At 56.0% G+C, this 26,668-nt stretch carries 18 protein-coding genes; 12 read left to right on the top strand and 6 right to left on the bottom strand.

What is annotated here, in order from left to right; all coding sequences use genetic code 11:
• The 5 genes from RIB44_20040 to RIB44_20020 form a co-directional block, all read right to left on the bottom strand.
• The gene (locus RIB44_20040; GenBank protein ID MEQ8618872.1) at positions 1-1,053 is read right to left on the bottom strand and encodes a hypothetical protein; all 1,053 of its coding nucleotides are present in this window, start codon (positions 1,051-1,053) and stop codon (positions 1-3) included.
• A gap of 155 nt (positions 1,054-1,208) precedes the next feature.
• On the bottom strand, positions 1,209-2,657 hold the full coding sequence (locus RIB44_20035; protein MEQ8618871.1) for an HD domain-containing phosphohydrolase: 1,449 nt from the start codon (positions 2,655-2,657) through the stop codon (positions 1,209-1,211).
• Between the two features lie 137 nt (positions 2,658-2,794).
• Complete coding sequence (locus RIB44_20030; protein ID MEQ8618870.1) at positions 2,795-3,820, bottom strand: TRAM domain-containing protein; 1,026 nt, start codon at positions 3,818-3,820, stop codon at positions 2,795-2,797.
• A 157-nt stretch (positions 3,821-3,977) separates the two neighbouring features.
• Positions 3,978-5,126, bottom strand: coding sequence for a dNTP triphosphohydrolase (dgt, locus tag RIB44_20025; GenBank protein MEQ8618869.1), 1,149 nt, complete (start codon positions 5,124-5,126; stop codon positions 3,978-3,980).
• Between the two features lie 102 nt (positions 5,127-5,228).
• The gene (locus RIB44_20020; protein ID MEQ8618868.1) at positions 5,229-5,762 is read right to left on the bottom strand and encodes an HIT domain-containing protein; all 534 of its coding nucleotides are present in this window, start codon (positions 5,760-5,762) and stop codon (positions 5,229-5,231) included.
• 193 nt (positions 5,763-5,955) lie between these two features.
• Here RIB44_20020 and RIB44_20015 point away from each other — a divergent pair, with 193 nt between their 5' ends.
• The 5 genes from RIB44_20015 to RIB44_19995 all read left to right on the top strand — a co-directional run bounded on the left by RIB44_20015 (position 5,956) and on the right by RIB44_19995 (position 10,892).
• Complete coding sequence (locus tag RIB44_20015) at positions 5,956-6,705, top strand: segregation/condensation protein A (GenBank protein ID MEQ8618867.1); 750 nt, start codon at positions 5,956-5,958, stop codon at positions 6,703-6,705.
• A gap of 136 nt (positions 6,706-6,841) precedes the next feature.
• Positions 6,842-7,681: an MBL fold metallo-hydrolase gene (locus RIB44_20010; GenBank protein MEQ8618866.1), complete on the top strand. Its 840-nt coding sequence runs from the start codon at positions 6,842-6,844 to the stop codon at positions 7,679-7,681.
• Positions 7,682-7,805: 124 nt separating this feature from the next.
• Entirely contained in the window at positions 7,806-8,759 is a 954-nt protein-coding gene (locus RIB44_20005) for a DUF1559 domain-containing protein (GenBank protein ID MEQ8618865.1), read from the top strand.
• Positions 8,760-8,853: 94 nt separating this feature from the next.
• Complete coding sequence (locus tag RIB44_20000) at positions 8,854-9,312, top strand: hypothetical protein (protein MEQ8618864.1); 459 nt, start codon at positions 8,854-8,856, stop codon at positions 9,310-9,312.
• Between the two features lie 62 nt (positions 9,313-9,374).
• The gene (locus tag RIB44_19995) at positions 9,375-10,892 is read left to right on the top strand and encodes an alpha-L-fucosidase (protein ID MEQ8618863.1); all 1,518 of its coding nucleotides are present in this window, start codon (positions 9,375-9,377) and stop codon (positions 10,890-10,892) included.
• A 14-nt stretch (positions 10,893-10,906) separates the two neighbouring features.
• Here RIB44_19995 and RIB44_19990 read toward each other — a convergent pair whose 3' ends face one another.
• A complete protein-coding gene (locus RIB44_19990; GenBank protein MEQ8618862.1) occupies positions 10,907-12,973 on the bottom strand; it encodes a redoxin domain-containing protein in 2,067 nt (688 codons plus the stop codon).
• Positions 12,974-13,256: 283 nt separating this feature from the next.
• On the opposite strand from RIB44_19990, the gene RIB44_19985 reads away from it, so the two are divergent.
• From RIB44_19985 to RIB44_19955, 7 genes are all read left to right on the top strand, one after another.
• Positions 13,257-16,484: a DUF1553 domain-containing protein gene (locus RIB44_19985; protein MEQ8618861.1), complete on the top strand. Its 3,228-nt coding sequence runs from the start codon at positions 13,257-13,259 to the stop codon at positions 16,482-16,484.
• Positions 16,485-16,618: 134 nt separating this feature from the next.
• The gene (locus RIB44_19980) at positions 16,619-18,064 is read left to right on the top strand and encodes a DUF1501 domain-containing protein (protein ID MEQ8618860.1); all 1,446 of its coding nucleotides are present in this window, start codon (positions 16,619-16,621) and stop codon (positions 18,062-18,064) included.
• 131 nt (positions 18,065-18,195) lie between these two features.
• Positions 18,196-21,237, top strand: coding sequence for a PSD1 and planctomycete cytochrome C domain-containing protein (locus RIB44_19975; protein MEQ8618859.1), 3,042 nt, complete (start codon positions 18,196-18,198; stop codon positions 21,235-21,237).
• 96 nt (positions 21,238-21,333) lie between these two features.
• Positions 21,334-22,791: a DUF1501 domain-containing protein gene (locus tag RIB44_19970; GenBank protein MEQ8618858.1), complete on the top strand. Its 1,458-nt coding sequence runs from the start codon at positions 21,334-21,336 to the stop codon at positions 22,789-22,791.
• A 268-nt stretch (positions 22,792-23,059) separates the two neighbouring features.
• Positions 23,060-24,469 (top strand): L-fucose:H+ symporter permease, encoded by a 1,410-nt coding sequence (gene fucP / locus RIB44_19965; protein MEQ8618857.1) that lies wholly within the window; start codon positions 23,060-23,062, stop codon positions 24,467-24,469.
• A gap of 64 nt (positions 24,470-24,533) precedes the next feature.
• Positions 24,534-25,976 (top strand): Gfo/Idh/MocA family oxidoreductase, encoded by a 1,443-nt coding sequence (locus RIB44_19960; GenBank protein MEQ8618856.1) that lies wholly within the window; start codon positions 24,534-24,536, stop codon positions 25,974-25,976.
• Between the two features lie 71 nt (positions 25,977-26,047).
• On the top strand, positions 26,048-26,626 hold the full coding sequence (locus RIB44_19955; protein ID MEQ8618855.1) for a WcaF family extracellular polysaccharide biosynthesis acetyltransferase: 579 nt from the start codon (positions 26,048-26,050) through the stop codon (positions 26,624-26,626).
• Positions 26,627-26,668 lie beyond the last annotated feature (42 nt).

The raw sequence follows: 26,668 nt of genomic DNA, 5'->3' as shown, positions 1-26,668 counted from the left end.
TTACAGCCGTCGCAAGTCGACCGACATGCTCGTGTTACCGCCAACCGATTGCACGGGTGAGAACCGACGGCTTCGCCCGCGACGGGCTCCGCCCCAGGGGAAGATTTCAACCCCTAGGAAAGCGTCGACGGTTCCCGTGTCCGCCGGCGTCAGAAAGTTCGCCTCGCCGAACAGTGCCATGCGGTCAGTGATCGGGCAGAACACATCAGAGCCGTAGGCGAAAACACCATTCTGTCGCGGCAGATCGCCGAGCGCGATGTTGGGCTCGTTGTGCCCCTCAGCTACACCAAACCAGCAGCCAAGCTGTGCGCCCTGCTGGAACGTATGCCGCCAGTAGACGCTTCCTTGGTCGATCGCGCGTAGCTGCACGCCGGAGGTTCCGAAAAAGCCTTCGTCCTCCTTCTCGTGAAAGGCCATCCGCACGCCAACTTCGTTGCGCTGGGAAAGCTGATAGCCGAAGTAGCCGCGCCACTGCGAAAGCGTGAAGTCGTCGTAGTAGCGCTGATAGAGGAAGTCGTGGGCGACGCCCCACTTCAGGCCGTTGTCTAAGCGCTGAAACAGGCCGACGGTGGTAAAGCTTTGCGTCCGGGAAGAATTGCCTTCGACGCGTTCATTCACCTGCACGGCATTGGAACTCGCGTTGATGGCTGAACCGATTTGGAAACCAAGCCCCCAGTCCTCAACAAGCGGCACGCCCCAGTTGATGGCTGTCCGACCGCCGAAGTGAGCATTCACGCCAAAGTCTTGCGGCTGCTTGGAGCCTTCGTAGCCAAGGAACAGGCTCAAGGTGTCTCGCCAGTTGTAACCATCACCGGCCCAGCATCCGGCTACGCCCCCGGAGGAATCGTTGCAGGCGGAATCGCAATAGGCGATGGGCGTGAAGTTTTCGTCTTTGACAATCGTGGTGGGTAGGTCGACAATAGTTGCCGTTGTGAAAGCCTCGGGTGTCCCTGGATCCTCAAAGAGCGGGACTGGTTGTACCGCATGAACTGTCGAAGCCTGTACGATTACTCCGAGTGCGAACACCGCGCACCACCGCCTAAAAGTGCCCATCTTGCTGCCTCAATCGCTGTGTCGTCTACGGGAACGACTTCTGTTCCACTTGCACTAATCAACAACATCGTGCGGGTTGGACTAGCGAGAACAGCCCAAATGAGGGGGAACGCACTACAAAAGCGAGGGCAACTTTAGCGGTCGGAAAAGCTTTGCTAGTCAAGCTGGCTCAGCAGAGCATCGATTGCTTCAAGCTGCTTCTCCATGCGATTGGAGAATCGGCCCCGTTCAAGCCACGTGAGCATGGCTGCGTAAGAATCAGCACAAATGGCCGTGCCGGCGTCGCCGCCCATGATGCTCTTGATCTTCTCGATTGGCATTCCGTCGCGGTATGGTCGCTTGGCAGAGAGAGCCTCGAAAATGTCGGCCACTGCTAGCAGTCGGGCCGATTGGGGCAGTGTGCCGCTCTCGATCCCCAAGTGATAGCCCCGTCCGTTGAGTTTCTCGTGATGAGCGGCAGCAAGATCGGCCTGATCACCCAGGCTATGCACACGACTGAGGATCTGCTGCGTGTGGAAGGTGTGCTTCTTCATTTGGGCGAATTCATCGTCGGTCAGCTTGCCCGGCTTGTCGAGTACCGTGTTCGAGACGCCCAGTTTCCCCACATCATGCAGAAGTCCCATGCGACGAATAACGCGTAACTCTTCGCGGGAATGGCCCAGTACCTCGCCGATTCCAACAGCGATCTCAGAAACGCCCATCGAGTGGCGTGAAGTCCAAGGACTCTTGGCATCGACGACCGACGCGAAGGCTTCAGCGATCTTGTCGAATTGATCTTCGTCGGCATGCATGAGTTCATCGGGCGGTTCGTATTTCGAAACCAAACGGTCGGGATTGGGTGCCGAAACTGCCCGCCAGAATTCGTGGTCGTCTTTCAAAGCAAACAGGGCATCCACCAGTGCAGGTTCGAACCATCGACCTTTTCGCTCTTGGGCAATGTCGAGCGCTGCCTTGAGGCCCTGTTGGCTGTAGAAAACCTCGACCGTCTGCGCGAGCCCCATAATGCGAGCGATGGGAGAGATCTCTTCCCCTTTGAGCCCCTGAGGGTGTCCTTTGCCGTTCCAGTGTTCATCCAGTTGATGAATTGCGGTAGCCGTCTGAGAGGTAAAACCCAACTGGCGGGCAATGTGGGCACCCCGTTCGCAACGTGTTTCGACGAGCTTCTTCGGACCGCTGGGTCCCTGAAGAGCCATCGACACGATTTTCATCAGTTTTTCTAAACTGCCTGCACCAGGCGCGACCGCATTGCGGACGAACTTCATGCTCGCGGACATCTTCGGCCAGTCGATAGTCTTGATGTCGTGTTTGACGGTCCGATCGTCGGCACCGAACAGGTAACACATTTTCGCCGCATTGCTGCTGCAGCCGAGGTCCTTGAGAAGCAACCCGTAAAAGAGAGCCGACTGGTCGATTGCTGGTAGGTCGATCTGCTGCGCGATCCGCATTCCGATCACGCAGGTCCGTGCCGCGTGGCCTTGGGGCTGGCCTTCGGTGATGTCGAGCGCATAGGAGAGCGAGGCGATCACTTCCGAGAGGCGAATGAGCCCGTCTTGCGAGTCGGTTGTTGACGAATTTTGATTCTGTGTTTGGGTGCTGACAGTCATCGGGGAACTCTTCAATTCGCGCGCAGAAACGGTGCACTTTCTTAAAAAGAATAGCTCGTGGTGGGGGTACGACCGAGGCGCTAATGCTGCCCAAGGCTCGCGAGAAGTTCTTCAGACGCGACCAGCCCGCACAACCGCTACGACCCGCCACTGCCGTTGCGTTCGTAGCGACCGAAAACCATACGGCCTGCGCTGGTTTGCAGCACACTGCTGACGGTGGCCGCGACGTTTTCGCCCACGTGTTCGCGGCCCCCTTCGATGACGACCATCGTGCCGTCTTCAAGATACCCGACGCCTTGGCCACTTTCCTCGCCCGGCTTCATGATCCGCACTTCCAGCGACTCCCCAGGCAGGAAGATCGGCTTGAGCGCGTTGGAAATGTCGTTCAGGTTGATGACTCCAACCTCGTGAAGCTTCGCAACTTTGTTCAGGTTGTAATCGTTGGTGACGACTTTGCCCTCAAGATGTTTCGCCAGCAGCACCAGTTTCTGATCGACTGGCTGGCCCGCGAACTGGGGAAGTTCGCGATCGTAAATCACCAAGTCGACTTTTGGGTCAGAACGCAAGCGATTGAGGATGTCCAGACCACGCCGACCTCGCCCGCGACGGAGCTTCTCGCTGGAGTCAGCAATCGCCTGAAGCTCAGCAATCACGAACTGCGGCATAATCAACTGATTGTCGATCATCCGCGTGTCGACCACGTCGGCGATGCGTCCGTCTATCACCACGCTCGTGTCGAGAACGTAAGGCTTCAGGCCTTTGATCTCTTTGGCGAACTCCACATAGGGAATGATGAAGCGAAAGTCATCCTTCGTTTGCATCAGAATACTGATGCACGAATAGCACAGCACCATGCCAAGTACCAAGGTCGCCCAAGTCGTCACGGGCGAGTCGGGCAAGAGGACGGGGCTGAGGGCGATCTTCAGGACGTAGGTGAGAAACAACCCGATCAGCAGACCGAAGTAGACCGCCGTGATCGTGTCGAGGCGTTTCTTTCGCGCCCAAACATCAACGCCAATCACCAAACCGGCGAGTAGAATCATCCCGCCGATCACTGCCCAGGGGATGTAGGGCTCTTTGGGCAGGGAATCTGATTGAATCAACTGCACGCCAAGCCCCGCCGCAACGAGGATGAACACACAACGTAAGACAATCAGGGCCATATCGGATTCGCCAGCCTACGCATTCGCAGGCGGTTGGGTTGGAAGTGGATTTTCCCGCGGGTAGTCCCCCACCGCAGGAAAGAGATATTTTGCCCCTCACTACAAGTCTAGCACTGCCGCGGCAAACAACCAGTGCCCCGCAATTAGGTTCTTGGTGCTATTCCCCAGTTCCAACCGTTGCGACTGGTACGTTTGTAGTGGTTAGCTCAAGCGCTGACCGATCAGTCAGGCTCGCCAGATAGTCTCCGGCCACACGCTGGATCCCTTCGGATTCAACGAGTGCCTGACTCTCCTGCGGAAGTGTCCTATTGCCATGGACGATGGCGTCGAATGTGCTGTGAAGTGTCTGTTGCGCACGCTCGCGCTGGGCAAGTACTTGCGGATGACGGTAGACCTGCTCGAACAACAGAGCCTCGAGCTCGGCCTGTTGCTCAAGCATTTCTCTTGAACCTTGCACGAGGGGAAAGCTCAAGGATTGCACTTCGCCAGAACTTTGCGGGTCGTGCTCACGAATCCGCTCCGCCGATGCCGATATCAAATCGCCCACCAGCAGATCAATCACCCCGTGGACGACTGCGCGGCGAGTATCATGGGCATCGAGTGCTGCAAAGCGCTCTTTGGCTTTCTTGGTTGCTTCCCGCCACAGGTGCGACTCTTCCAGTTCGGCCAGCGAAATGAGTCCCATCTCGATGGCGTCGTCAGGGTCGTGAGCGTCGTATGCCACGTTGTCAGCCGCATCGACGACTTGCACTTCGAGCAAAGGCTGCTTGGATGTGGCTTCCGGTGTTTGAGACTTCTTATTCGCACGACAACCTTGGCCCGAGAGGACTTCGCGTGTGAGATTCAAACCGGGAAACTTCGGATAACGACGCTCCAGCAGCTCAACGATCCGCAGCGCTTGTGCGTTGTGATCGAAGCCGCCATGCTCCGCAAGGCACTCGTTGAGGACATCCTCCCCGGCATGACCGAAAGGCGGATGACCGATGTCATGCATCAGGGCGAGCGGCTCAATGAGGTCCTCATTCAACCGCAACGTTCGGCCAACCGTCCTCGCGATCGAAGTAACCTCCAACGTGTGGGTCAATCGCGAACGATGGTAGTCGCCCATGGTGCCAAGGAAAACTTGCGTCTTGTGAGCAAGACGGCGGAACGCGCTAGAGTGAACGATCCGGTCACGATCCCGCTGGTAGGCATTGCGATAAGGGTGAGGCGATTCCTCATGAATTCGCCCCGCCGAGTCCGCGGTACGCATTGCGTAAGGGGCGAGTAGCCATTTTTCTGGGGATTTCGCTTCGCGATTGCTCATTTTAAGTTTCTGCAACTTCTTCAAAATACCATTTCGCCGCTGAGTTTGCTCCGCGCTAAAGCCACCAAATCGCGGAGCAAGCTCAGCGGCGAAATGAACTCTCTAGTCCTTCACCAACGCTTCCCACAACTCGTCGAGAGACTGAGGAATCACTCGAATCCCGGCGGTGACTGGCATGAAGTTGGAATCTCCCGGCCAGCGTGGCACCAAGTGCCAATGCAAATGTCCCGGCACGCCTGCCCCGGCAGTGGTTCCTAGGTTCAAACCAATGTTAAAACCGTCAGCGCGAATCAACGTGCGGTAACGCTCCGTGAACTCTGCAAGCATCGACTGGCACTCAGCTGATTCTGCTTCGGTGAGATCGCATAAGTTGCCCACGTGCCGCCGCGGGCAAACCAGCAAATGGCCATTCGCGTAAGGATAACGGTTGAGAATGGCGATCGCCGACTCGCCGATTTCGACGACGAGATTCTCACGCCGGGCCGCCAAGTCATCCTCAAAGCTAGCAGCGCCGCGGCAGACGAAGCACGTCTGGGAAGCTCCTAGCAGCCATGACGTAGGCAGCATGGGCTCTGGCTGCTGATCTCCTGCGACATAGCCCAAGCGCCATGGGGCCCATAGTCGCTCTTCATTCATTGCGTTCTCCAGCTCGAAACACTTGCTAGCAGGAAGTGTAAGGGCGTGGAGAACAGTCAACAAGGCTGCTTGCAGCTTAGCCGTGACGCACCGTGCGAGCCAACCCTAGCATCACTGTGCTCGCGGGCTAGTGGAGCATGTGAGTGCTGGCTTGCTCTGGCGACATTCTGCTTTGCCCGCCATACTTCGCGCTATGCCCTCCGCTCCCTCGACCATTTCCCGTTTCCGCGTCCAACTTGACGCTTTTGCTGGTCCCTATGATCTGCTGCTCTATCTGGTGCGCAAGCACGAGCTAGACATCCTCGACATACCCATTGCGACGGTCACCCAGCAGTACCTCGAAATCCTGGCGGTCATTGAACAAATCGACGTCGACGCGGTGGGCGACTTTCTTGAAGTCGCCACCAAACTCATGGAAGCGAAGAGCCAGACGATGCTTCCACGACACGAAGAAGAGGAAGAACAGCTTGAGGACCCGAGGGAAGACCTCGTCCAGCAACTGCTCGAATACCGTCGCTACAAGCAGGCCGCCAGCGAATTGGAGCAACGCTGCCTCGACTGGCAACGACGCTACACCCGCCGCACAGACGATCTGAATTTGACCGCCCCAACGGCAGCCGAGCAACCGATCGGCGATGTCGAACTGTGGGACTTGGTGAGCGCCTTCAGCCGCGTGACGCAACACAATGCCAAGACGCAGCCTGCGAAGATCGCTTACGACGAAACGCCGATCGAGGTGCATGCGGAACGAATCAAGGAGCGGCTGGAGCGCGAGCCACGTATCCGCTTTGTTGATTTCTTTGCCCCCCAGATGCATCGCTCGCAGATGGTGGGACTATTCTTAGCGATGCTCGAGTTAATCCGCCACCAAGGGATTCGTTGCGAGCAAACCGAACTCTTCGGCGAAATCTGGGTCTTGGCTGCTGATGTTGAGCCTACATGATCTTCTGAGTGACCGGATAACTAGATAAGCCGGATCAACAAGAGGTAATCAGCAAGCTGCCTAGGCTAAGCATCCTGTCAATCTTGTTTCATCCTGTTATCCTGTCTACTTTTCTACCCAAGTTTTGTTGGACCACATGGTCGATAACGCCCCCGTCATTTCGCACACGCATGGCGATCTCACGATCGAGGGCTACTCGCGCGCCGCCGTGCAAACCTATTGGCGGATTCCGGAGCTGAAGTTGGGGTTCGACCTTGGTGGTCAACCGTGGTCGTTTATGGGAACCGAGACTTGGTTCGTTTCGCACGGCCACCTCGACCACATCGCGGCGTTGCCCTTATATGTCGCACGTCGGCGGATGATGAAGATGCCCCAGCCGACGATCTACATGCCGCCCGAGGCAATCGAGCCCTCGCGCGAAATGCTCAAGCAGTTCACGCGACTTGACCGTGGCCGCATGCCCTGCGAGCTCAAGCCGGTCTACGCGGGGGCGGAGATTCCGCTTTCTCGCGAGTTGGTCGTCACGGTGAGCGAAACCAAGCACTCGGTTGCTTCGTGCGGCTTCATCGTCTGGGATCGCCGTCACAAATTGAAGGCTGAGTACACCGAACTCTCAGGCGAAGAGATTCGCGATCTCCGCCAAGCCGGCACCGAAGTTACCGAGGAGCGTCGCACTCCACTTGTTGCCTACACCGGCGACACCTCCCCGGCTGGGCTCGATAACTGTCCCGAGATGTACGAAGCGAAGATTCTCATCAGCGAGCTGACGTTCGTTTCGCCCGAACACCGCAAAGAAAAAATCCACAAGTTCGGCCACATGCACTTGGACGACTATGTCGACCGTAAGGACCGGTTCAAGAATGAACTGGTGATCGCCGGCCACCTCAGCACGCGGTATCACCCGAATACCGTGAGGAAAATGGTCGAACGAGCTTTGCCCGACATGCTCGAAGGACGCTTGAAGTTGTGGTTGTAAGTCTGGGTTGCAGTCGCCGCATGACGAGTTGCCTTCTCTTCACTGAGCGATGATAATGCTGTTGCTGCGTGTTCAGCGTCTTTTCGTTCACTCTTCAGCCTTCAATCATCACTTGGGTCTTCCTATGCGCAATCGCTCTTTCGGCTTTACGCTGGTCGAGTTGCTGGTTGTCATTGCAATCATCGGCGTGTTAGTTGGCTTGCTACTGCCCGCCGTGCAGCAAACGCGCGAATCGGCCCGCCGCAGTCAGTGCACGAATAATCTTAAGCAGCTTGCCCTGGCCGCGCTGAACTATGAATCAGCGCATGGGGAATACCCTGCCGGCGGCCTGATTCTCGAAGGCAACCAGAATGGCAACGGTTACTACCGAGGTAGTAACTTGTTTATTCAAATGCTCCCTTTCCTAGAGGGCGAGAATCTACTTACTGCAATCGATTACGATAATCGCGCAACTTGGGCGTATACCCAATTGCACCAACACGGCGATGCCTTGACGATCTCGTTCTTCCGCTGCCCCACGAATGGTCACGCATCGCAAGTGCGAGATTACTTTGGTGTCCAAGGAGCTCAAGACCGTGCTTTTGGAAACGTCATTAATCGTGGCATTTTGCACAATGATGGGGTCTTTGGTGTTTACTCAGGAAGAACCACCAGCGAAATCACCGACGGCACGTCGAACACAGTCACCATAGGCGAGAATCGCTTGCGCGCGAAATACAACACCGTGGACAGAGCCCCGGGCACCGACTATTCCGGGCTTGCCGACTGGCGTACCGGAGGAGGTGGTGGTCGCGCACCGTTGTCAGAGCTTCTCCTAAAACCGGTGAATCCTCCTCGCTCGGTTCTGACCCTGAACTCGGCGATTAACGACCCGGCATTTTTCGAGCCTCACGGTGGTTCATTCGACGATCGATTCAGCACGCACGACCACCCCTTTTCCAGCTTTCACGGAAATGCAGCAAACTTCGCCTTTGCCGATGGTCATGTTCAACTCGTCGACGACTTGATTGACCTCCTGGTGCTGCGAGAACTGGGCTCGATGAACAGCGGCAACCTGATCGACTCGAGCCAGTTCTGATTCTTCCTGCTATCGACTAAAAAGTAGCTCTATGGTTGTTCCGAGTCGATACGCACGAGCGATAAGGCAAGCATATTCCCTTCGCCTCCCTCACATGGCTTTCCTCGCAGTTGCTTGCCTAAGCGTCAGCGGATGTTGGAATGGAGGCAACACCCAGTTAGCGGGCGGCACCGTCTCTGTAGATGGTACTCCGGTGACGATGGGCAAGGTCACCTTTTATCCTCTCGGAGGGGGCAGGACCGGGACCGGAAGAATTCAACCTGACGGATCGTTTGTTCTCTCTTACCGCAAACCTGGGGACGGCGTTCCCCTTGGCGAGTACAAAGTGAGTATCATCGCTGATCTTTGGGAAGAGCGAAAACCAAAAGGCGGCAAGCGAGATACCATCGAAGAAGCGGAAATCGAAGACGCTGAATTTCGTGTCGGCGAAGGCCGCTTGATTCATGTCGTTCCTACAAAGTACAACTCGATTGAAACTACACCACTGAAGGTCGTCGTCAATGAGTCGGGCCAGTCGCAGCAATTCAACTTCGATATCACTACCGAAGAGTGAGCAACCAAGAATGTACCAGCACGATCCGAAACAAGCCAAGAGCGGATGGAGAAGATAACCTTATGGGCAAAGCAAACTGTATGAGAGCGGTCCTAATTCTCAGCCTAGTCTCGGTTGCGAATCCGTTGCGTGCCCAAGAAGCCTTTCGTTACGAGGCTGACTGGGACTCGATTCGCAGTCGATACAAGTGCCCCGAGTGGTTTCGCGATGCGAAGTTTGGCATCTTTGTCTTTTGGGGGCCAGCGTCGGTGCCGCAAGTAGGCAACGACAAGTATGGCAGGTGGATGTACTCCAAGAAGTACGTCCCCAACGGCGTCGACTGCCGTCGCTACCACGAGGCGCACTTTGGTCACTCGTCTAAATTCGGCTACAAGGACTTCTTTCCGCGATTCAAGATGGAGAAGTACGACGCCGGTGATTGGGTTTCGTTATTCGAAGAGTCCGGCGCGAAGTATATCGTGCCTGTCGCCGAAATGCATGACGGCTATGCCATGTACGCGTCGAAGCATACGCGCTGGAACGTCGTAGATGTCGGCCCGAAGCGCGACGTTATGCGTCTGCTAGTAGACGAGGCACGCAAGAAGGACCTGAAGGTTGGTCTGTCCTCCCACTTCGCTTGGAACCGCGAATACTATCCAAAGTGGGATCCCACGTTCGACACCAACGACCCTGAATTTGAAGACCTCTACGGCAAGCCCGTCAAACCAGAGGACCCTCCGACGCAGGAGTTCCTCGACCACTGGTGGGATCGCACCACGGACATTGTCGATCAGTATGAGCCAGACATTCTCTGGTTCGACTTCGGACTCGACAAACCGGGCTTCGCTCCGGTGCATAAGAAAATCATGGCCTACTACTACAACAAAGGGTTGGAGTGGGAAAAGGGTGTCGTCTTCCAAGACAAGAACATGCGGTACGAATCGTTCCCCGAAGATCTCATGGTGCTGGACATCGAGCGCGGTCGACGCACGGAAACGAGCCCGCTTCCCTGGCAAACCGACACAGCCGTGGGCAAAATATCTTGGACTTGGATCATCAACGAGAACTACAAGTCTTCCGACTTCTTGATCGATGAGCTGGTCGATATCGTCAGCAAAAACGGAAACTTGCTGCTCTCGATCGGCCCCAAACCGGACGGCACGATCGGTGAGAACGAGGCAGCGATCCTCAAGGACTTCGGCAAGTGGCTCGAAATCAACGGTGAGGCAATCTACGGCACACGCCCATGGAAAATCTACGGCGAAGGCCCCGCGAAATTCGCTGAAGGCAAGACGAAATTCAAGAACAAACACCACACCGAATACAACGATGTCGAGTCAGTCGCCGAAGATGTTCGCTTTACCACCAAAGGCGAAACGCTCTTCGCCATCTCACTCGCCTGGCCCAAAGATGGCAAGTTCCGCATCGAATCCCTCTCTAAAGGCAATCCTCACGAGTCGAAGCCTGTTGCTTCGGTGGAGTTCGTGAGTGGCTCGAACGAAATTGACTGGGAGCAGGCAGAGGATGCCCTGACGATTCAAACGCAGGGTGAACAGCCTTGTGAGGCGGCGTACGTGTTCAAGATTCAATTCGCCAACTAGCTGCTGGCAAGCGGCTACTCCAACTCCAACACACTGTTGTTGTAGTATCCCTTCACGGCAGCGTTCCCCGGATCGGTCTTCCAAGTCTTACCATCGACCACGAACTTGTATTCGTGCTGCCCTGGTGGGAACTCCTGTGCGACTGTGTAGTTCCCCTCGTCATCGGGGCCCTGCATGGGAACGCCTTTCGCCTTCCAACCGTTGAAGCTGCCGGAGAGGAACACGCTCTTGGCTTTGCCATCCGGTCGGTACTTGAACGTCACCTGATAGTTGCCCGAGGGGAGCTTCGTCGCAGTGGGGCCGGTGGCCTGGAGGTCTTGATCGACGCGGCTGAAGCTCAGGCTGCCCAGCATCATCTCTTGCCACGTTTGATCGCCCCAGTGAACTTTGGCGGTCGGGTCGGGATTCAACGGATTGTTCGCGGAGTTATCGAAGTGGGCGACCATATCGATCGACGTCCCGGCGGGGATGAGCTTGGGCTCCTTGAGCAAGTAAATATTTTGCCAATTGAAATCGTACTTTGGCACGTCCAGTAAGATCTCCTTCTCGCCATTGGGATACTTTGCCGTAAAGCGGAAACTCTTCCCGCGATAATGCATGTGCGGAGCGAGGGTGTGTAGTTCGAGGTCTTCGTGCAGGACGGTATAGTTCGCTTTGACCACGTAGTCGGGGTCGCCCGGGGGAATGAGAAAACGGAAGTTGAGGCCCGCCTTCACGAAGACTTCCTTCTTGACGTCTTTCGGGTCGGCAAAGATCAGGCCCGCCTCGCTCAAGTCGCTTTGACGCGTGCCATTGGGCGTGTAGTGAATCTGAAAGACGAGTTTCGAACCCGCAGGGATACGCAGCGCACGCCCCGGCTGCCCCTTAACCGCCGGCATCCCCGGCGCAAAACCGGCAATTAGGTTGAACAAAGCATCCTCAGGCCGATGCCGTTTCTGACCGGGTGGGACGTAAAACAGAATGATGTGGTGCACCACTTCCGGGTTGCCCGGCCTTGCCTCGGCACCGATCACCCATTTGTCCTCTTTGAACTTCGGATCAAAGTAGAAGTGCTGATAGTTGACCACCCCGGTAGCCGGCACCATGAAGGGCTCGGGGATTTGATAGACTACGTCCGGCTCAGGAATTTGCCACCCTTCGGCAAATTCGGGTGGCTCTGGCAGTTTCGCCGGGTCGCCTTCAGGAAGTCCATTCTTGACCCACTTGCGGAAAAGTTTTTTGTCTTCCTCGGGCATCCGCGCGTCGTTGAGGAACTCGCCATGCTTAGGATCGGCATGCCAAGGAGGCATCCGGCCGTTGTCGATCACTTCGAGCATCGTGTCGGCCCAGGCCGAGGCATCGTCGTAGTTCTGTAGCGCAAACGGTGCGATCTGTCCCTCGCGATGGCAATTCACGCAGTGCTTTTGCAAGACGCGTGAGATCTGATTTGAGTAAGTAACCTCGCCCTGTGGCTCGATATCTCGCGGGAAGCTGATGAAGCAACCGATCGCATCGGTTTGTGCTGTCTCGATCGGCTCGCCCGCGAGCAATGCGTCAATCGCTTCCTTCAATTCCTCCACGCGTGGTTTTCCACGAGCGGTGCCGACGCCGTATTGATCGTCGATTCTTCCGCGATAGCGAATCGTTCCTTCACCATCCAACAGGAACGCTTCGGGAGTACGCGTTGCGCCGAACTGTCGAGCAACTTTCCCGCCTGGGTCTTTGAGCAACGGGAACTTGATCTTGTGCTTCTTCGCGTAGACGGCCATCTCTTGTAGCGTGTCTTGGCGGTTCGAGTTGATACCAACGAGTTGAACGCCCTGCTCCGCATACTCGCGGTCCATCTTCGCTAAACGTTTTCCATAGAGCTTCGCTAGCGGACACTCGGTTCCGAGAAAGACAACAACGACAGCTTGTTCATCACTCCAATTGGAGAGCGAATGCTTTGCGCCAAGGTAATCGTTGAGCGTGAAGTCCTGGATTCGTTGACGGTGGCTAGCTTCAGGATCATTAGTCGCAACAGCGTTGTTACGTGCTGCAAAAGCACTGACGAAAACCAACAGGCCGAGAACGAGGAGGAAGTAAGTATGGCGTTTTTTCATTTTTCTAAACATTCGTCGTTACGGAGTGCAACTTTTCGGAGTTGCTTTAGGGATGCCCATTCTAAGCGTTTGACACCACCTTGCGTTACTGACACGTGAGCCACGCTCTGAGTAAATCGCTTAAAAAGCCCAGAATACGCACCACTTTCCGCGAATAGCTGATATTGTATACAATTGTGGCGTTGGGGCTGTCGGGCAAAGCAATTAACTGAGGCGACGGGGTATTTGCTCAAGGTCGTTGCTCAGTTTGACTCTACCAAATGCAGGTTATCTTGAGGTCGTAGTGCTTAGGTTCGTTGGATACATCCCGCAGTTCTTCCTTGGAGCTGTTCTGTTAGGTTGGCTAGGCCAGCTTTCGGCGTGTGCGGAATTGCCGGAGCAGATCGACTTCAATTTTCACATTCGACCGATCCTCTCAGATCGTTGCTACGCTTGCCACGGCCCAGATGAGGAGAATCGAGCCGCCGATCTTCGTCTCGACACTCCTGAAGGTGCCTACGGCGAAAGCTACTCAGGCGAGCGTACGCATGTCATCAAGCCAGGCGACATTTCAGCAAGCGAACTTCTCCGTCGAGTCACTTCCGATGACGAAGATATCGTCATGCCGCCACCCGAGTCGCACCTGACGGTCACTCAGGAAGAAGTTGCACTGCTGAAGAAGTGGATTGAACAGGGCGCGAAGTGGAAAGAACATTGGTCGTTCCTACCAATTGAGAATCCTAAACCTCCAGAAGTCAAGAATAAGGAATGGCTGAAGAACGCCATCGACCACTTTGTACTCTCCAGACTCGAGAATGAAGGTCTGCAACCTTCCCCAGAAGCAAGCCGCGAACGACTAGCACGACGACTCTACTTCGATCTCACGGGACTGCCACCAACCGTTGAGCAGCTTGATGCGTTCCTCGCGGACGATTCACCAGAAGCTTACGAGCGTCTCGTCGACGAGCTCCTCGCATCGCCCCACTTCGGCGAGCGGATGGCCGTCGACTGGCTCGACCTCGCACGCTATGCCGACACCTACGGCTACCAAGAGGACAGTTATCGTCCGGTTTGGCCTTACCGCGATTGGGTCGTCCGCGAGTTTAACGAGAACATGCCGCACGATCAGTTTGTCACCGAGCAACTGGCCGGCGACCTGTTGCCCAACGCCACGCAGGATCAAATTCTCGCCACCGCGTTCAATCGGGTGCACCGGCAAACGAGCGAGGGTGGCAGCGTTGAGGAAGAGTTCCGCATCGAATACGTCGTCGACCGTACCGACACCTTCGGTTTGGCCTTCTTAGGATTGAGCCTGGGCTGCGCCCGCTGCCACGACCACAAGTTTGATCCGCTCTCGCAGAAGGAATATTACCAAGTTTCCGCTTTCTTCGACAACATCGACGAGCGCGGACTCTACGCCTACTTCGCCCCCTCGACACCAACGCCGACGCTGATGCTCAGCACGGACGATCAGCAAGCAGAGATGGCAAAGCTCGCTCAGGAGATCAAGGCCAGCGAAGAACGATTGGAGACTTTGGCCGCTGAACAACAGCCGGCTTTCGAGAAGTGGCTCGACCAGCTTGGCGAGACGCCTGAGATTCCTGGCGAAATTGGTCGCTACGAATTTGATACCGTCGGTGACGATCAGACTCCGAATTCGCTCACCGCCAAAGACGAGAAGCCCACTTTCGGAAAACTTTACGAAGAGCCGCAGTTGATCGACGGGCGTCGCGGTAAAGCGTTCAAGCTGAGTGGCGAGAACGTCGTGATGACACCCGAAGGAGGCAACTTCTCGCGGCACGATCCGTTCACGATCAGCCTCTGGGTGAAGGTTCCCAAGCAGTACGATCGAGCGGTTGTTTTTCACCGGACCCGGGCATCCATTGATGCTGGACATCGCGGCTACGAGCTAACCATCATCGACGGCAAACTCAACGCATGGATGGCTCACTTCTGGCCCGGTGATGCGATGGCAGTTGCCGCCAAAGAGAAGCTCCCTGTTGGTCGCTGGGTGCAGGTGGGCATTGCCTACGACGGCTCCAGCAAAGCAGCCGGACTGAAAGTCATCATGGACGGCAAGATCGTCGCAACGGAAACGCTACGCGACGGACTGACCCAGAGCATTCTCTACAAAGACGGCATCCCCGAGCGCAACGCCGTCGATACAATCAACGACGCCACAAAGCTGAGCGTTGGCCGCCGCTTCCGAGATCGAGGGCTCATCAATGGCGAGGTTGACGACCTGCAAATCTTCAATCGGCAACTCTCGAAGTTGGAAATCGCCACGCTTCACGACGGCAAGGCAATCCGCAATCGGCTCGCTCAAAGAAGTAAAGCCAATATCGAGGAACTCCGCGAGCTTTATCTCTTGGGATACAGCGAAACCTACTCCAGCGCTTTGAAACAACTCGAAGAGCTACGTTACCAACGCGGCAACTTGCTCGACCGCATGGCAGAAATTTCCGTAATGAAGGAGCTCCCCATGCCTCGTCAGAGCTACGTGCTTGAGCGCGGAGCCTACGACGCCAAAGGCGAGCCGGTGGATCCGGGCGTGTTGCAAAAGGTCCTTCCCTGGGATGAATCCTTCCCTCGTAACCGTTTGGGGTTAGCCGCCTGGCTGACTCATAAAGACAACCCGCTGTTTGCTCGGGTCGCCGTGAACCGCTTGTGGCAAGGCGTCTTCGGCCGCGGGCTTGTTGCGACCCAAGAAGATTTTGGCACCCAAGGCGAGCTGCCAACTCACCCGGATCTGCTCGACTACCTCGCCACCGAATTCCGAGATTCCGGCTGGAACGTAAAGGCCATCATCAAACAGATGGTCATGTCAGCAACTTATCGACAGTCTTCCGATTGTGATCCCCAAGAGCGAGAAAACGACCCAACCAACGCACTTCTCGCTCGCGGTTCGAGCAATCGCCTGCCTGCGGAAATGATTCGCGACAACGCGCTCAAGGCGAGCGGCTTGCTTGTCGAAAAGATCGGCGGACCTCCGGTAAAGCCTTACCAACCGCCAGGTCTTTGGAAGGAGAAGGGCCCGAAAGTCTTCAAGCGCGATCCGGGAGAAGGGAGTCGCCGCCGCAGCCTCTACACCTTCTGGAAACGCACGTCACCTCCTCCAGCGATGGTGACACTTGATGCGGCACTGCGCGCGAACTGCATTGTCCGACGCCAAGCAACCGCCACACCGCTGCAGGCGTTGGTCCTATTGAACGATCCCCAATACGTCGAAGCGTCTCGTGCTTTGGCAACCAAGGCGATCAAAGAGTTGCCTAACTCGAGCGATGCTGAGCGGATCGAATTCGTATTCCGAGCATTAACCAGCCGCCGACCTCATGCCAAGGAGATCGACGTGCTGTTGCGGCTTCTGACCGACCAGCGTCAGTATTTTCAGACGAATCGAGTTGAGGTCGACAAGTTCCTTAGCGTTGGTGACGAGGAAGTCGACACTGAGATCGAACCGACCGAGCTAGCCGCTTACACGGTACTCGCGAAAGCAATAATGAACCTCGATGAATGCGTTGTGAAGAGATAGGAGCTGTGTCATTCCGACGGGAGGCTCGCCGACCGAGGAATCGGGTGTACAGCAAGATTGAGTCAACGAGAGCTTTGACTGGATTCCTCGGTCGCTGGGGCTCGGTCGGAATGACACGTTAGGAGACCAATCCCATGAATCATATTGAACAACTCGCCGCGGCAATCACTCGACGGCATTTCTTCTCGCGTACCAGCACGGGACTTGGTGCGGCTGCGCTCGCCAGCCTACTGGGAGGCGAAGGTAATCAGGCGCACTCAGGCACAACCAACGGGGTGCTGGACGGACTGCACTTCCCCGCCAAAGCAAAGCGTGTGATCTACCTGTTCATGAGCGGCGGCCCCTCGCAAATGGATATGTGGGACTACAAGCCGCAGCTCAACGAGATGAACGGAGAGGAACTGCCCGATTCGGTCCGCCAGGGCCAACGGCTTACCTCGATGAGCGGCAATCAAGCATCGCTGCCATTGGCCGGTTCAATTTTCGACTTCGCCCAGCATGGCGAGAACGGCACATGGGTCAGCGAGCTCCTGCCACACACGGCCAAAGTGGTTGACGATCTATGCATCGTGAAGTCGATGCATACCGAAGCGATCAATCACGACCCGGCAATCACCTTTTTCCAGACGGGCGCTCAGATCGCCGGGCGCCCTTCGATTGGCGCCTGGCTGAGCTACGGGCTTGGCTCGATGAACGACAACCTGCCCACCTTCTGCGTGCTAGTCAGCAAGAAGGGTGGTGGGCAACCTCTGTATTCACGGCTTTGGGGAGCCGGCTTTCTCGATTCGGTCTACCAAGGCGTCCAGTTTCGTTCCGGCAAAGATCCCGTTCTCTACTTGAACAATCCGCCGGGAATTTCCGACGCCAGTCGACGGAACATGCTCGATCGCTTGGCGGAGCTTCATCAGATGCAGTACGAGCAGTCGCTTGACCCGCAAGTCAATTCGCGGATCGCACAATATGAGATGGCCTACCGTATGCAATCTTCAGCGCCCGAAGCCACGAACCTTTCGCAAGAACCCGATCACATTTTCGATCTCTACGGCCCCGACTCGCGCGATCCGGGCACGTTTGCGGCGAATTGCCTCCTCGCCCGACGGTTGGCCGAGCGTGATGTTCGCTTTATCCAACTCTTCCACCGCGGCTGGGATCAGCACAGCGGACTACCGGGCGCGATTAAAAACCAGTGTCGGCAGACGGACCAAGCTTGCGCCGGTCTCATTACGGACCTCAAACAGCGGGGCATGCTGGACGATACGTTGGTTGTTTGGGGCGGCGAATTCGGCCGCACGGCCTACAGCCAGGGCAAACTGACCCCCACCAATTATGGCCGCGACCATCATCCCCGCTGCTTTACGATGTGGATGGCCGGCGGTGGGGCCAAGCCAGGGGTGGTTCATGGCGAGACCGATCCGTATAGCTACAATATCACTAAGGACCCAGTTCATGTGCACGATCTCCATGCCACGATCTTGCACCTGCTAGGGGTCAATCACGAGCGTCTTACCTACAAATTCCAGGGCCGTCGGTATCGCTTGACGGATGTACACGGCCACGTCGTTCAGCCGCTCCTGGCATAAATCGGGAAAAAGGCTGAATTTCCTGCGAATTTACATAAGTAAAGCGGGGGTTTCCGCTGTCTAGTAACCACACGCGTTACTTTCGCCAGCGAGGCCGCTTCTGCCTTCTTGCCCTATTTATCCAGATTTCTATGCGATCTATTTCCCAACTTTCTGCCTACTTAGTTTTTTGCGCACTTCCGTCCCTCGTGTTTGGCAGCGATCGAGCTGAGCTGAAATTCAACCGAGACATCCGACCGATCCTTTCGGAGAATTGTTTCGCGTGTCATGGACCGGATGCGGGAGAACGCGCAGGTGGATTTCATTTAGACGTTGCTGAGGGTGCGCTTGTTGAAGGGGACTCGGGCGAGCGTCCGGTCGTCCCGGGAGATCCTGATGCCAGCGAGATCCTTCGTCGGATAACCCTCGACAAAGACGACCCTGAACGGATGCCTCCTGAGGAAACGCACAAAAGCGTCACCCCGGAACAACTTGAAACGCTACGCCGTTGGATCGCCGAGGGCGCGTCTTGGGAACCGCATTGGTCACTCATCCCTCCTAGCCGGCCAGAACCACCTAGCGTTCAAACAAGCAATTGGGTACGAAACGAAATCGATCATTTCATTCTGGCGCGGCTGGAAGCCGAAGAATTGAAGCCTGCGGAACCAGCCGATCGCGAAACCTTATTGCGTCGCGTGACCTTCGACCTCACCGGCTTGCCTCCAACGCTTCAAGAGATTGATGCGTTCGTCAAAGACGACTCACCTGACGCTTATGAAAAGGTTGTCGACCGCTTACTCGCTTCGCCCCAGTACGGCGAGCACATGGCGCGCTTCTGGTTGGATGCCGCGCGCTATGGCGATACGCACGGCTTGCATCTCGACAACTATCGCGAGATGTGGCTCTACCGCGACTGGGTGATTGATGCTTTCAACAGGAACTTGCCGTTCGATCAATTCGCCATTGAGCAACTCGCGGGCGACCTTCTAGAAAACCCGACCCAAGATCAATTGATCGCCACGGGCTTTAATCGTTGCCACGTGACGACGAACGAAGGGGGTTCGATCAAGGAAGAAGTTCACATTCGCAATGTGATTGATCGCGTCGATACGTTCTCGACGGTGTTCCTCGGTCTCACGATGGGCTGCACACGCTGCCACGACCACAAGTACGATCCACTCACTCAGCACGACTACTACTCAATGAGTGCCTATTTCAATAGCCTTGAGTCGGGCATCATGGACGGCAACCAGAAGGTCTTCGGGCCGCACGTGAAGTCGCCCTCGGAAGAGCAAAAAGAGAAGCTCGCGGCACTGAAGACTGAAAATATAGAACTCAAACAGAAGTTCACAGACGACTGGCAAGAGGTTGACTTGGCTCAGCAGCAGTGGGAAACGCAACTCGCGAACAACACCAACAGCAAACTTCCGAAAGAGAAAGGCGTAACAGTCGTCCACGGAAAATACTCACTTCATCCGTGGCAAATGTTGGCCTACTTCCAACCGAAAGAGTCCGAAGCGTTCGGCAAAGTGTTTGGGCCGGAGAAAGAAGGGTATGTCCCCAAGAAGGACTACGCTTCGCTTTTTGGAGTTTTCAACTGGAAGGAGCGACTTGATTTTGTTGACAGTAAGGTCAATCCTCTGCCGATCCGTGATCGTCGAGTCACGGTGACTTACCTTTATCGCAAGATCGTTGCGAATGAGGCTGGAAAACTCGCAATCAGTCTTGGTAGTGACGACGCGCTCAAGGTGTTTCTCAATGGCAAAGAAGTCCTGGCCGTCAACGTCCGCCGTGGGGCGGGGCCTGATCAAAACAAGTTGACGCTCGACTTGAAGCAGGGCAACAACGACTTGATGCTCAAGGTGGTCAACTATCTGGGTGCATCGGCGTTCTACTTTGGCGTCCCCGGCGATGCTTCGGTTGCACCACCGGAGATTCTCAAGATCGTTAAGGTCGAACCCAGCAAACGCAATGACCAACAACAAGCAAAGGTTCGCGAGCACTTCCGGCAAAACCTCGCATCTCAACCCGAGTTAGTGAAAGTTCGCAATCGTCTGCAAGCACTCGAGGGTGAGATCAAGCAACTCGAAGCGAGCATCCCCACGACGCTCGTCTGGAAGGAAGCCGCCAAGCCGCGTCAGGCCTACATGCTCAATCGAGGTGAGTACGACCAACGGGGAGAAAAGGTCGAGAGAGCCACACCGGGCGTCTTGCCGCCGCTTGCAGAAGACCTTCCGAATGACCGCCTCGGCTTGGCCCTTTGGCTAACCGACGACCAGCACCCGCTGTTCGCACGTGTCGCTGTGAACCGCTTCTGGCAACAGGCCTTCGGTATCGGATTAGTGAAAACCGCCGGCGACTTTGGTTCGCAGGGTGAACCACCTAGTCACCCCGAACTGCTGGACTGGCTAGCGACTGAGTTGATGCAAAGCGGCTGGGACGTGAAGGCCTTCATGAAAGGGCTCGTGATGAGCGCCACGTACCTTCAATCTTCGCATGTCACACCCGATCTTTACGCAAAGGACCCCAAGAATCGCCTGCTAGCCCGCGGCCCCCGTTTCCGGCTCGACGCTGAAATGCTTCGCGATCAGGCACTATCCGTCAGCGGATTGCTGTCAGACAAACTCGGCGGTCCGAGCGTGAAGCCACCGCAGCCTAAGGGCATTTGGGAGGCAGTCGCCTACTCCGGCTCGAACACGAAGATCTTCAAAGCGGATAAAGACCCAGAGAAGATTCACCGCCGCACGCTCTACACCTTCATCAAACGAACGGCACCTGCGCCGCAGATGGGTACGTTCGACGCACCACCGCGTGAGTCGTGCGTCGTGGTTCGCGAACGCACCAACACTCCGCTGCAAGCTTTGTTGATCCTCAACGACCCGCAGTACGTCGAAGCGGCTCGCGCTCTAGCCGAACGCGTCATGAAATCAAAAGCGGAAACGCCCGCCGCCAAAGCAGCAACGATGTTTCGCCTGGCAGCAGGACGCAGTGCCACCGATGAAGAGATCCTCGAACTGGTCGAAAGCTACCAGCAGGAACTCAAGCACTTTCAAGACAATCCCGAAGCGGCCAAACAACTCACCGCCATCGGTGCGATTCCACCTTCTGAAGAACTCAATCGAACGGAACTCGCCGCCTGGACGCTGACGGCGAATCTGATTTTGAACCTCGATGAAGTGGTTACCAAGAACTGAGTTCGTAGTTCCGCCTTTAGGCGGCACTGCGGCTTCAATCATTTTTCAAAGTAACAAACCGCCTAAATGCGGAACTACGAACTAGCGAAACCTGCCATGCACGATCCCATCCAGCAATTCGGCAACGCACTCACTCGCCGCCACTTCTTTGCGAAAGGCGCTATGGGCCTCGGCGCGGCGGCGCTCGGCTCGCTGCTTCCTTCGCAGCAGTTACAAGCAGTGGCATCCGTCGCGGGATTGCCGAGCCTGCCGCACTTTGCTCCCAAGGCAAAGCGTGCCATATACCTCTTCATGGCGGGTGCTCCCAGCCAGATCGACACACTCGATTACAAGCCCAAGCTTGAGGAGATGTTCAACAAGGACTTGCCGGATTCGATTCGCAAGGGGCAACGCATTACCACCATGACATCCGGCCAGTCACGTTTGCCTCTGGCCCCCTCGAAGTACAAATTCAGCCAACATGGCGAGAACGGCACCTGGGTCAGTGAATTGCTGCCTTACACCGCCAAAATGGTCGACGACCTGGCCATCGTCAAAACGGTTCATACCGAAGCAATCAATCACGATCCGGCGATCACTTACATCTGCACTGGCAACCAGCTTCCTGGACGAGCAAGCCTGGGTTCGTGGCTGAGCTACGGCTTGGGCACCAGCAATGCCGACCTGCCTGCGTTTGTTGTCATGACGCCCAGTTGGACAGGACGCCGCGAGGCGCAAGCCCTCTTCAATCGGCTCTGGGGCAGCGGCTTCTTGCCAGGCAAGCACCAAGGCGTATCTCTACGCTCCAGCGGCGACCCCGTGCTGTTTCTTTCCAATCCTGCAGGAATCGACGCTGCAGCTCGGCGACGCGTTCTTGATCGGCTTGCTCGCTTCAATGAGCGGACCTTCGCGGAAATCGGCGATCCCGAAACGCAAACGCGGATCGAACAGTACGAAATGGCCTTCCGCATGCAAACCTCGGTGCCCGAACTCACGGACCTCAGCGACGAGCCGAAGAGCGTCCTCGATATGTACGGACCCGACGTGACTAAGCCCGGTACCTTTGCCGCGAGTTGCTTGCTCGCGCGTCGCATGGCCGAACGCGATGTCCGGTTCACTCAGATTTTCCACCGCGGCTGGGATCAACATGGCAACCTGGCTGGCGATCTGCCCAATCAGTGCCGTGATATAGATCAAGCAAGTTGGGCGCTCGTGCAAGACCTGAAGAATCGTGGGCTGCTCAAAGACACGCTGGTCGTCTGGGGCGGTGAGTTCGGCCGCACGGTTTATTGTCAAGGTAAGCTCACGCGAGAGAACTACGGTCGCGACCATCATCCTCGCTGCTTCACCATTTGGATGGCCGGCGGCGGTATCAAGCCGGGCGTTGTCCATGGCGAGACGGACGACTTCAGCTACAACGTCGTCCGCGACCCGGTGCACATCGGCGACCTCAACGCCACCATCCTGCACTGCTTAGGGATCGATCACCAACGCTTGTCCGTCAAAGTCCAAGGACTCGACATGCGACTCACAGGGGTTGAGCCACGCAAGGCAGTGAAAGAGATACTGTTGTAAGGAATAAGGCGTTCACTAAGGCAGCCGCGACCTAACAGGTCGCCGGGAATTTGCTCGTTGGGTAACCATTGGCTCTGATTCTCCGGCAACCTGTTAGGTCGCGGCTGCCTACTCTCATACCGTCGCGGCTTGGGGGGATAGTTTTTCTAACAACTGGCAAATATAGTAGAGGCCATCCACGAGCATGGTTTTGGCGGATCTTTTCCCATCTTTTCGCTCGTTCCCAACACTCCCTTCTGCTTAAGAAATCTATTCAGGATCAAAAACTATGTCAGATGCTGCTGTTGATGTGCCCTCGGATGACAAGGCAGTCGTACCAAGCAAGTACTTTCTTCCTTTCTGTCTTGTCACTTCGCTGTTCGCACTCTGGGGATTCGCCAACGACTACACGAACCCGTTGGTGAAAATGTTCGGGCAGATCTTTCAGATCAGCGATGGTCAATCCGCTTGGGTTCAGGCAGCCTTCTACGGCGGTTATGCCACGATGGCCATCCCGGCGGCGCTAGTGATCCGCAAGTTCTCCTACAAGTTTGGTATCGTCGTTGGACTGATTCTGTTTGCGGCGGGCGCGTTGATAACCATCCCTGCCAGCATTCGCATGGAATTCAACATCTTCCTGATTAGCTTCTACATCCTCACTTTTGGGCTCGCCTTTTTGGAAACTGCCGCGAACCCCTACATTCTTGCCATGGGTCCCCGCGAGACGGCGACCAGACGCTTGAATCTCGCTCAAGCCTTCAATCCAATCGGATCCTTGACCGGGATGGCCGTGGCATCGCTGTTGATTCTTCCCCAGTTAGAAGTCAATAAGTATCGCGAATCCGAAGCAGCTGCGCATCCTGAATACAAGAACATGCTACCCAGTGAGGTGAACGACAAACTTGATCAAGCTTTGACCACACTGTCGACCGAAAACGTTGAAAAATTCGGCGAGATGAAACTCACTGACCTCGCCACGCTGCGAACGCCTTATGTCATTCTGGCGATTGTTGTTATTACGGTACTCGTCACTTTTCTGCTCACGAAGATGCCTGCTGCCCACGACGAGGAGCAACCCATTTCGCTTGGAGAACTGATTAAGAAGCTCAGTACCTTCAGGTACCTAGGAGGTGTCGTCGCGCAAGCCGTGTACGTTGGAGCGCAGATTACGTGCTGGACGTTCATCATTCACTACGGCATGACCTATCACGGGATGAGCGCTTCGCAGGCCCAGAACTGGAACATTGCGGGAATGATTATCTTCCTGTGCAGCCGCTTTATTTGCACATTCATATTGCAATACTTACGGCCTGGCTTGCTGCTGGGAATCCTGGCCACGGTCGCCTTGGGGTTAACCCTTGGAGTGATTTATGTTCAGAGCATCGTGGGCATGTATTGCTTGATAGGCATCTCCGCCTGCATGTCGCTCATGTTCCCAACGATTTATGGCATCGCGTTGGATGGGCTTACTCCGGATGATGCGAAGCTCGGTTCCGCTGGCCTGATCTTCGCAATCGTCGGTGGGGCTTTGATGCCAAAGTTCACGGGGAACATCACGGACCAGGAAACCGTTAACATTCTTGGTAGTTCGCTCCCGGGGTTGAGGGCAGCATTTTTCTTACCCGCCGCGGCGTTTGTGTTTGTTGCCATCTATGGATTCCTCATGTCGAAGCAAGACAGAACAGCTTCGCCTAGCTAGTCAGCCCTGAATCGATTCGCTGCAAAGTTCTAGAAACCAGAGAAGTAGACTGAGGTAGGGGAATATGCCACCAGCATCAGATTCGAGTCGCCGCCATTTCCTAAAATCCACGACTGCCGCAGGGCTTGTTGCTCCGACAGCAGGTGCTTTGCTTGCCAGCCAACCCGCTACGGCAAAGGCTGATCATCACGAGAAGGAAAAGCAAGAGCTCGACCCCAAGAAGGGGGTCCTCTTCATTGGCACGGGCATCCGTTACCACACCTACCTTGGCAAGGCGGCAATGAAGCACCGTCCTTGCCGGGCGATTTGCGATGTCGATTCCGTACAAGCCGGGCGTGCCCTGCAAGTGGCGATGGATGTGCATCGTCAGAATGAGTGGCCCATCAATTCGGTCACTTATGAAAACTACCAAGAGGCTCTCAAGCGGGACGACTTCGATGTCGTCGTGATCGGCTCTCCCGATCACTGGCACACCAAACAAGTGATTGATTCACTCAGGGCTGGCAAGGACGTCTACTGCGAAAAGCCGCTGACGCTGACCATTCACGAGGGCAACCAGATCCTTAAGGTCCTGGAAGAAACCGGTCGGGTGATGCAGGTCGGCACCATGCAGCGAACCGGCTTCAATCGACGATTTGCCACAGCGGCTGCAATGGCTCGCGATGGGCGTGTCGGAAACATGAAACGGGTCACGGTTGCCCTTGGGGGTTCGCGTTCTTGCGAGCCGCTTCCCGTAGTCGACGTGCCTCCGCAACTCAACTGGGATCTTTACCAAGGCCCCGCCGAAGTGACGGAATATCGCGAAGGTCCAATGGTTGATACCGCCGGCTGGGGAGCTGGCCACCCGTTTGCCCGAACGCATCGCTACTACCGTTGGTGGTACGAGTACTCGGGCGGCAAGCTGACCGACTGGGGCGCGCACCATGTGGACGTTGCTATGTGGGGGCTCGACAAATTGGGACGTGACATCGGCAAAGTGACGATCGACCCGCAGATGGTCAAGCACCCGGTCCCTTTCAAAGACGGAATGCCGACCGACCCGACGAGATTCAACTGCGCGACCGCGTTTAACGTGCTCGTCACTTTCGAAGATGGCATTGAGATGCTGGTCACACATAACGCTGGCGACCTTGGTTTTGGCAATGGCGTGATGTTCCAAGGCGACAGGGGTCGTTACTTGGTCAACCGAGGTAAGCTTGTCGGCAAGCCCGTGGAGGATCTCAAGGACAACCCGCTCCCCGAGGACGCCATCACCAACCTCTACGGCTGCGACCCTCACGGGGATCACATGACTAACTTCTTCCATTGTGTCGAAAGCCGCGAGCAGCCGGTCAGCGATGTCGCCTCGCACCATCGCATGCTTTCCATCTGTCATGGCATTAACATTGCCATGCGGCTCGGTCGTAAGCTAACCTTTGATACAGCGACCGACACTTTCGTCGGTGATGATCAGGCCAATACTTTCGTCCAGCGCAAGCAGCGCGCTGGTTTTGAGATTGATGCCTGATCCCCATTTCGCCGCAGCACTTGTGCCGCGGCGAAATAATGTGATCTAGAAATGTTATTGGTGACTCAGCCATGACCGAAAAACCAAACAAGTCGTGGCTCGATCTTAGCGCGTTCGACAATAGCGACTATAACCCGGGACGTGGCAAGTTCACGCGGACGCTCTGGTACTTTGTCAGCGCGTGTTTTTTGGAAAGTGGCTGCTTCCCTTTCAACGGATTGAAGGCTCGACTACTGCGAGTGTTTGGAGCGAAAATTGGTCGCGGTGTCACGATCAAGCCGCATGTCCGCATCAAGTACCCATGGATGCTCACCATTGGCGATCACTGCTGGATCGGGCAGGAAGTGTGGATCGATAATATGGCCCCGGTGACCATCGGCAGCCATGTTTGCATCTCGCAAAAGAGCTACTTTTGCACAGGCAGTCACGATCATCGCCGCAAGGCCTTTGATCTGATCACTGGCCCGATCACGGTCGATGACGGTGCCTGGGTGGGGGCTGCCGCAGTCCTTTTGCAAAATGTTTCCATCGGAGCCAATGCGCTGGTAGCCTCAGGGAGTATCGTCGTGAACGATGTCGAGCCCGCCGTGATCGTCGGCGGCAACCCGGCGAAGCCCATCGGCGAACGTGAAGAACCGCAAAGTTCGTAGCTCCGCCTTCAGGCGGCTTATGACCGTAACAACAAGGCAACC

It is taken from the genome of Lacipirellulaceae bacterium, from assembly GCA_040218535.1.
Lineage (GTDB): Bacteria > Planctomycetota > Planctomycetia > Pirellulales > Lacipirellulaceae > Adhaeretor.
This window is presented reverse-complemented; position numbering and strand designations above follow the sequence as displayed.

Excerpts from the sequence above, each read along its gene's own strand:
- RIB44_19955 (MEQ8618855.1), top strand. The coding sequence starts at position 26,048 with ATGACCGAAAAACCAAACAAGTCGTGGCTCGATCTTAGCGCGTTCGAC.
- RIB44_19980 (MEQ8618860.1), top strand. The coding sequence starts at position 16,619 with ATGAATCATATTGAACAACTCGCCGCGGCAATCACTCGACGGCATTTC.
- RIB44_20010 (MEQ8618866.1), top strand. The coding sequence starts at position 6,842 with ATGGTCGATAACGCCCCCGTCATTTCGCACACGCATGGCGATCTCACG.
- RIB44_20035 (MEQ8618871.1), bottom strand. The coding sequence starts at position 2,657 with ATGACTGTCAGCACCCAAACACAGAATCAAAATTCGTCAACAACCGAC.
- RIB44_19990 (MEQ8618862.1), bottom strand. The coding sequence starts at position 12,973 with ATGAAAAAACGCCATACTTACTTCCTCCTCGTTCTCGGCCTGTTGGTT.
- RIB44_20030 (MEQ8618870.1), bottom strand. The coding sequence starts at position 3,820 with ATGGCCCTGATTGTCTTACGTTGTGTGTTCATCCTCGTTGCGGCGGGG.
- dgt (MEQ8618869.1), bottom strand. The coding sequence starts at position 5,126 with ATGAGCAATCGCGAAGCGAAATCCCCAGAAAAATGGCTACTCGCCCCT.
- RIB44_19970 (MEQ8618858.1), top strand. The coding sequence starts at position 21,334 with ATGCACGATCCCATCCAGCAATTCGGCAACGCACTCACTCGCCGCCAC.
- fucP (MEQ8618857.1), top strand. The coding sequence starts at position 23,060 with ATGTCAGATGCTGCTGTTGATGTGCCCTCGGATGACAAGGCAGTCGTA.
- RIB44_20040 (MEQ8618872.1), bottom strand. The coding sequence starts at position 1,053 with ATGGGCACTTTTAGGCGGTGGTGCGCGGTGTTCGCACTCGGAGTAATC.
- RIB44_19960 (MEQ8618856.1), top strand. The coding sequence starts at position 24,534 with ATGCCACCAGCATCAGATTCGAGTCGCCGCCATTTCCTAAAATCCACG.
- RIB44_19995 (MEQ8618863.1), top strand. The coding sequence starts at position 9,375 with ATGGGCAAAGCAAACTGTATGAGAGCGGTCCTAATTCTCAGCCTAGTC.
- RIB44_20020 (MEQ8618868.1), bottom strand. The coding sequence starts at position 5,762 with ATGAATGAAGAGCGACTATGGGCCCCATGGCGCTTGGGCTATGTCGCA.
- RIB44_20000 (MEQ8618864.1), top strand. The coding sequence starts at position 8,854 with ATGGCTTTCCTCGCAGTTGCTTGCCTAAGCGTCAGCGGATGTTGGAAT.
- RIB44_20005 (MEQ8618865.1), top strand. The coding sequence starts at position 7,806 with ATGCGCAATCGCTCTTTCGGCTTTACGCTGGTCGAGTTGCTGGTTGTC.
- RIB44_19975 (MEQ8618859.1), top strand. The coding sequence starts at position 18,196 with ATGCGATCTATTTCCCAACTTTCTGCCTACTTAGTTTTTTGCGCACTT.
- RIB44_20015 (MEQ8618867.1), top strand. The coding sequence starts at position 5,956 with ATGCCCTCCGCTCCCTCGACCATTTCCCGTTTCCGCGTCCAACTTGAC.